The sequence below is a fragment of the Paenibacillus sp. 01T47 genome (genome assembly GCF_056398245.1).
Window position 1 is genome coordinate 151,267 of record NZ_JBFTPA010000020.1, and the last position, 7,219, is coordinate 158,485.

Below are 7,219 nucleotides of genomic sequence, written 5' to 3' on the forward strand. Positions count from 1 at the left end.
AAAGGCGGATATCGATGCAAAAGCACTCTAGATACAGATATATCTTCATAACATTCAGTATTATACTGCTGCTCACAGCGTATACAACCGGTTGCTCCCGGCAAGCCAGCAAAAACAACAATGATAAATATCATGGGGACACGGTAAATCTGATCTATTACACAATTGGAGAGCCTGACAAAGATCTGAAGCTCGTAAATGATAAAATTAATGAAATTATGGCTCGTAAAATTGGCGTGACCATCACCTATATTAAGGTGGGTTGGCAGGAGTATGAGGATCGGCTGAACACGCTCATATCCGCAGGTAGCCCGTTCGACATTGCTTTTGCCCCCAACTATGCAACTACCGCTATGCGCGGCGCATGGCTAAAACTTGATGACTATCTTTTGAGTCTAGGTAAGGATTTGTACGACACGATTGACCCCACCTTCTGGCAAGGGGTACGAATGAATGATGGAGGCATTTATGGTGTACCGACCAATAAAGAACTGGCTGTACGTGATCATTGGATGTACCCTGCTTCGATCGTAAAAAAGTACAATATCGATATCACCAAGTATAATACGCTGGAATCGCTAGAACCATTGCTCCGGATGATTCAGCAGAATGAACCAACCTATATACCAATGGAATTAGATCGGGATTCACAAAATTTCTTCGCTCTCTATGGCTACGAGTATATTTTGAATCACAAAGTTCCGTTAATGGTGAAATCACTGGACCCTAACTCTAAGGTCGTGAATATTTTTGAAACAAAGGAAGCCCGGCAGATATTAGACACAATGCGACGGTATTATAAAGAGGGCTTCATTAACAAGGATGCTGCACTGCGGGAGCCTGGCGGACTTAAGCGTGGGGATCAGGTATTCTGGAAATCCTCAGGCGGCGGCCCACTCTCGGATACGAATTGGAGTAAGGATCGCGGCTACAAGGTTGTATCGAATCCTGTAACCCATAGTGTCGTCACTACGGAATCCGTCCGTGGCGGAATCATGGCCATTAATGCCAACACCAAGCATCCTGTTGCGTCTATTAAGTTTCTGAACCTGCTTAATACAGACCCTGAAATACGAAACCTATTTAACTATGGAATTGAAGGATTGCATTACACGCTAGGTGAACATGGGCAAGCGATCCCCATTCCCGGCAAAGACAGCCTAGGCAACCCGATCCCGGATGCACCAGCGAGCTATGCAGGAGTACAATATACACAGGGTAACTGGTTTATCTTGAAAACTATAGGCGGCGATAACCCGGAACCGCTCGATAAGTGGGATCAATTCCGCAAATACAACGCTGAAGCAATCAAGTCCACCATTCTAGGCTTCACGCCTGATCTATCTAAGCTGACCGCCCAAACCGATAACATCGAGATGATTTGGAAAAAATACTATCCAAGCCTTATGACCGGTACAGTCGATGTTGACACAATCCTCCCCAAATTTAACGAGGAGCTAAAACAAGCAGGTATCGAAGAGGTGCGGAAAGAAATACAGAAGCAATTGGATGAGAAGCGAAGCGCAAAGAGGTAAATGCTATAATGCTTCCCACATCCAATCAGCGAACCGATCCACACAGCCTACTATTGAATATGTACTTGAGCGGAAAAGGCAGCCGATATCGGTTGCCTTTTGTCATTCTACTATTTTACTTGGTAAAACTTACTTTATTTTAACGACTACCTTTCCTTTAGCCCTTCCGCTTTCAAGGTATTGAAAGGCTTGCCCTGTATCTTTAAAATCAAACACTTTATCAATAACCGGAATAATGTGACCCTCTTCTATAAACTTCTTAATGATCTTTAATTGCGCTCCGCTTGGTTTCATAAAGAGGAAATGATATCTCGTACCGCTTTTCTTCTCAAGGGCTGTAATTTTACGGCTCACAATGGATAGAACGGCCGTCTTCAACCAGCCTAATTTTGCTTCTTTGCCAAATCTGGAGTTAGGCAGGCCGGAGACCGATACAATTTTTCCGTTTGGTTTCAGTACCTGGAATGATTTTTCCAATGCTGTCCCACCTAAGGTATCGTACACCGCGTCATAGCCTGTAAGCATTTCTTCAAAATTCTCTGTTTTATAATTAATGATTTGATCGGCTCCCAGTGAGTTGACCAAATCATAGCCTTTATCACTTGCTGTTGTGGCGACATAAGCGCCCATCCATTTGGCCAGTTGGATAGCAAAGGTGCCTACACCACCAGATCCTGCATGTATCAAAATCTTTTGCCCTTTTTGAAGATTCAAAATATCGTAAAAGGCTTGGTATGTCGTAAGTCCGACCAGTGGGATTGATGCCGCTTCTTCAAAATTTAGGTTTCGTGGTTTTAGAGAAATATCATCTTCATGAATGGCAATATATTCAGCTAACGTTCCGATCCTGTCTTTGCGTGGTCTTCCATAAACCTCATCGCCGGGTTTAAATGCGCTCACGCGTTCACCAACCTTCGTTACTACCCCAGAAAAATCATTTCCGAGAACTAAAGGAAAGTCATACTTTAGCAGTAATTTTACTTTTCCTTCTTTTATTTTGAAATCGATAGGATTTAAGCTTGCCGCATAAATCTCAACTAATACATCATGTTCTCCAATTGTAGGCATTGGTCGTTCCGTCATTATTAAGGGTACATTTTTACCATATCTCTCAATCGTTATAGCCTTCATTATTATCACTCCCATTAAGATCATTCGTTTAAACATATAAACATATAGAACAAAAGAAATTCATTTTATTCCATTGAAGATTGCAAAGATCCGCTACACTGAGCTTCAATAGCCTCAATTAAAGATTTAAGTTGCTCTAATGGTTTGCGGAGAGTCAGGACATAGTAATTTTCCACGCTCTTTTTCTCGTAACTAACATAGCCAGACTGTCTTAATACCTTCAAATGATGGGAGACGGCAGGCCGGGACAAGTCAATTTGATCCGCTATAGTATTAACATTAAGTCCAGCTTTATGCTGTGCAAGCAGCAAAATTATGGCTTGACGTTTTTCGTCTGTAAGGACATCCAGCAAGGGAATGGAATCTTTAAATTGCTGTACAATCTGTTCAGTATTTTGGCTCATACACTCCACTTCCGTTCATTCGTTTAATTATATAAACCTATTATAACCAACTTTTTGATAAGATCAAATTTTTTATACAATACCTATACTGGCGGAGCAGCGCTTGTATCCGTTCTTATCCGCAGAATCATAATTAACTATTTTATATTTAGCACTATCTTTAATTCATTTTACAAATCGCAATTCTCATCTATGTATTTCAAGCATACTTAGTTTCTTTTTGCAGTTGGAAATTCCACAATTTGAATGTTAAATAGATCCATAACCGCAAATACTGCCAAAGCAAATCCGCTATTCCATAACGCATGAATCCAATTTTCTTCAAACTTCTTCTTGCATTCATCAATAATAGTTTGGTTAATAATAAAAGGAGTTGTTACAGCCATCTCTGAGTAGAGATGATCAGTTAAATCCAACTTATCAACCATCCAATTCAGCCCTGCCAGAGTTCCCTTATCATTTTCCATTGTAGCCTTCTGATGTGAGTCAATCCAGTTAAGCAGCTGATCTTTTCGCTCCTGAGTCATCTCCACAGTAACAATGAACATAAAATCACTCTTTTACCGTTTAGTTTAAAAAGCCAATAGATTTCATTATAAGTCCCATTAGCTAAATGGTATTTAGCGACTTGGTTCTTCTATTTCTTTCGAACAGGAAAACAAATACACATCCTAATCATTTAAACCCTTTCCATCCAAAATTTGCTGCTTATATTTTTCAACCCTTGACTCGCGAGTTTTGGATTGTTTGGGTTCAGAAAAATAAAAAATGTACACTCTTTGCCGTCCTGGCGTCAATGCTTCAAAAGCAGTTTTCAAGGCAGGCATTTCATCTAATTTGTTTTGAAATTCATCAGGAATTGTGTATTCTGTATTCTTTTTAAAAACCACTTCCAAACCGGCTTTTTCAACTTCAATGGCTTCATTAATATAGGATTTCAAGATAGCTTCCATTTCAACTATTTCTTGAACGCTGGTGAACCGAATTTGGCGTGCCGCCTGTACATTTTCTGTTTGTTGGATTAGGATGCCATTGGGATCTTTTAACAAAACACCTTTGTGAAACAAAAGCGCGCAATATTCTTTAAATCCATGGATTAAAACTATGTTTTTATTCTGAAACGTGTAACAAGGATGCATCCACTTATATTCTTCGGTCAGCTCACAGTCAAGTACGATATTTCTCAACTTCTTATATTCTTCTTTCCACTTTTTAGATTTACCTATAAATCCATCAACCTTAAGATTCAGTCCACTATTTGTCATCAAGGAATACCCCACTTCATCATATTACTATTATGTTTTTAATAATAAGCAGATCATTAATAAATCTACTGGATTACTTTCTAAGCTTGTCCCTTTTTGTGCCCGCTCCAAGCTGATGGACACCGACTAATACCGTGTCATCACTTTTTCATCAGTTGCACATAGTTTCCATTGTACTGCATTTTTATGGATTGTACAGTTTGCATACAGACTCTATTATAAATCACTTTTTTATCTTATCAAATTCATTGTATACAACCAAATTTATAGATATACCCTCACAAGATATTACCATGCTAGTTGACTCATGAGGGCTTTTGTTTCCTGCTGTTCGCCTCATACTTGTGCTTGTTGGACAATCGTTCTCATTGTTATATGAAATCAGTCTATTTTTACATTTTGGCACTTTAAACAAACAGAATAAAGGCCTCCGGAACATTCCGGAAGCCTCTCCATTCATTCCTCTTTTATGCCTAACATCGATTGAGCATACTGGCGATATTCATCTTAATTGATTTTTTCGGCGAACACTGCGATTAGCACCAGATAAGCTGTATATCGCTCCACGATCTGCTTAGCCACCGTACGTATTCCCTATGGTCATACCGATCAAGCAGAACAATTAGATCTAGAAGTTATAGCGTTCAACCTTCCCTACTCGTATAACTTGAAGAATGTATTCAATCTATATTTCTTGGTACGAAACATACGTTAGAAAAACTGAGTCCATCATCCATATCTTCGCCATCAAGAGTTTGTAATAAATGATACTGAGCAATTTCTCTCTCATTTATCTCAACATTCAATGTGGTTTGAACAAAATATTTTGGATCGTCCCATCGATAATTAATAACTAGGGCTATTCTCTCATTTGAAAGCTTTGTCGAAGTTGAGATATCATTACTGTTAAATGCCTCAACAAATTCTTTCGGCTCATCACTAAGCCAAGAGTTTACATATACCCAGAATCCCTCATGTACTTTTTCAAAAGAATTGTATTGCTTAGCGAACTTCTCCAATTCAAAAGCGTTCATATTTTCCCCCGACATCTCAACAAGTAAGCAGTATCACAACAAACTGCTCATTGTTTTTTTTAACTATTTACCCATTAACTCAAACTGTCGTTCACAGTTAAACTATCTTTTATTTAAAAGTAGCAGTCTTTTAGCCAAATAATCCTTTTCTATTGTTTTATTCACTAGGCCATACTTATTTTTTTCATATAGCTTATCGTTTTCTACTGTAAGGATAGTTATGGGTTTATCTAATGTGGTAATTCCTTGTTGAATACTTATTAATAAATTTGAATGTACTTTATTTGACTTTCTCAGAGGTTCAGAGTTTGAATGGATGGTTTCTCCCTTAATATTAATTCTCCCTTCCTCATTACGCCACCATCTAAATGTTTCGATTGCGGAGAGTGACCAATTTAGGTATTCTATCCACCCATCTCCGTGTTCTAGAAAATAAATGATCTCATCACTAGGTCCCGGATCAAATAAAGCATCTGCAGACCATTCTCCTACTATTTCATCCATACTTTTAAACCTCCATAATTATCAATTCTATCTCTTCGTTATGTAAGATTAGGAGGGTCAAAAATCATCATGCTTAAACTAAAAAAAAGTATAAAGGATACAAAACTGAACAAAACGAACCGTGATTTTCTTATATTTATTTTTCTGAAAATTGTTCGATTGCTAAATATTAAAATAGCTAGAAATGTAGTTAATAATAAAAGAGTTATGGGTAGAAGGACGATTATTACATCTTCTTCACCTCTCATATCAGAACCATCATGAAATCCCATAAAATAACCTATTACATATATACATGATGCACTGATTTTTATAATGTATGGAAACATCTGCGCTAAAAATGAATTAATGATTCCACCTAGTATTAGATATAGAGTTTTCAATTACACACCTCCACTCGTGAATAGAGAAATTTTTCATATTGTTTTTTACTATTTGAAAGTGCTCTCTCTGTTGCTTTGAGCTTATCGTTGGTTGATTGAATCGTTTCAAGCTTAAGATTCATGGATTTCACCTTTATTCTCAGTAGTTAGAAATTAACAATCTTCCCCATTCCTTTTAATACCTCAAATATTTTAGTATCATCTCTAGGATCGGGATTTTTTCCATAGCGAATTTGGTATATTTCCTTATCACTTCCTTTAAGCCAATTAGAAGAGATTTTTGGAATATCAATATCATGACTATATAGAGATGATAAATTGGACCAAAAACTACCTAAAAATATTCTTTCGTTACCCACAACTACAACAAAAGGTTTACCGCTTGCAGGTACTTTTCCTTCTAACTTTTCCTCTAGACTAATGCTTTCCTTCATTATGAATTCATGTTCGATCCAATTATATGTTCTCATTTCATTGGCTGTAAGCACAGGTATAGTTTCTAAAGGTAGATCATTAAGCTCTTTACTCATCGCATCAGTTGTAGATAGTTCTTTAACTAAATAGATGGAGAATTCATTAACATCGCTCTCCTCATTACTACTATTACAACCCATAATCAGGAATAGCATAATATTCAAACTTACAAATAATTTAATTGCAGGTAATTTCATAAGAACCCCTCTCTTTAATTTTGACAATCATAACTGAATAGACGTTAGATATTCGAAAATGTTTTATTTTATGGTATATCATCCAATATTAACTTATTCATCTCAACTAAGCTTCTCGTAAACGCAACCAGGCTACCGATTAATTGATATGCTCCCCAAATAGTAGACAGGTGAAATAATAAAAAACCTGTTGCTATGAGGGGAGCATTTTCATGTCTAAAGTTAAATATTCCGCATCAGAGAAACTTACCATAATCGGAGAGATCGAAAGTGGTGAACTTGGCTCTATGGC

Annotated in this window: 8 protein-coding genes; 1 reads left to right on the forward strand and 7 read right to left on the reverse strand. The window is 37.4% G+C overall.

The features are described from left to right. Positions 1-14: 14 nt before the first annotated feature. Complete coding sequence (locus AC1DOV_RS28725) at positions 15-1,535, forward strand: ABC transporter substrate-binding protein (protein WP_477551662.1); 1,521 nt, start codon at positions 15-17, stop codon at positions 1,533-1,535. A gap of 129 nt (positions 1,536-1,664) precedes the next feature. Here AC1DOV_RS28725 and AC1DOV_RS28730 read toward each other — a convergent pair whose 3' ends face one another. The 7 genes from AC1DOV_RS28730 to AC1DOV_RS28760 form a co-directional block, all read right to left on the reverse strand. Beyond that, positions 1,665-2,666, reverse strand: coding sequence for an NADP-dependent oxidoreductase (locus tag AC1DOV_RS28730; protein WP_477551663.1), 1,002 nt, complete (start codon positions 2,664-2,666; stop codon positions 1,665-1,667). 65 nt (positions 2,667-2,731) lie between these two features. Next, a complete protein-coding gene (locus AC1DOV_RS28735) occupies positions 2,732-3,070 on the reverse strand; it encodes an ArsR/SmtB family transcription factor (RefSeq protein ID WP_430061946.1) in 339 nt (112 codons plus the stop codon). A 209-nt stretch (positions 3,071-3,279) separates the two neighbouring features. Next, on the reverse strand, positions 3,280-3,618 hold the full coding sequence (locus AC1DOV_RS28740) for a hypothetical protein (protein ID WP_477551664.1): 339 nt from the start codon (positions 3,616-3,618) through the stop codon (positions 3,280-3,282). 123 nt (positions 3,619-3,741) lie between these two features. Continuing rightward, entirely contained in the window at positions 3,742-4,335 is a 594-nt protein-coding gene (locus tag AC1DOV_RS28745; RefSeq protein WP_477551665.1) for a YdeI/OmpD-associated family protein, read from the reverse strand. 680 nt (positions 4,336-5,015) lie between these two features. After that, positions 5,016-5,369, reverse strand: coding sequence for a hypothetical protein (locus tag AC1DOV_RS28750; protein WP_477551666.1), 354 nt, complete (start codon positions 5,367-5,369; stop codon positions 5,016-5,018). 102 nt (positions 5,370-5,471) lie between these two features. Then, positions 5,472-5,873, reverse strand: a complete 402-nt coding sequence (locus AC1DOV_RS28755; protein ID WP_477512296.1) for a hypothetical protein — start codon at positions 5,871-5,873, stop codon at positions 5,472-5,474. A 529-nt stretch (positions 5,874-6,402) separates the two neighbouring features. Further along, entirely contained in the window at positions 6,403-6,927 is a 525-nt protein-coding gene (locus tag AC1DOV_RS28760; RefSeq protein ID WP_477512297.1) for a hypothetical protein, read from the reverse strand. Between the last annotated feature and the right edge of the window lie 292 nt (positions 6,928-7,219).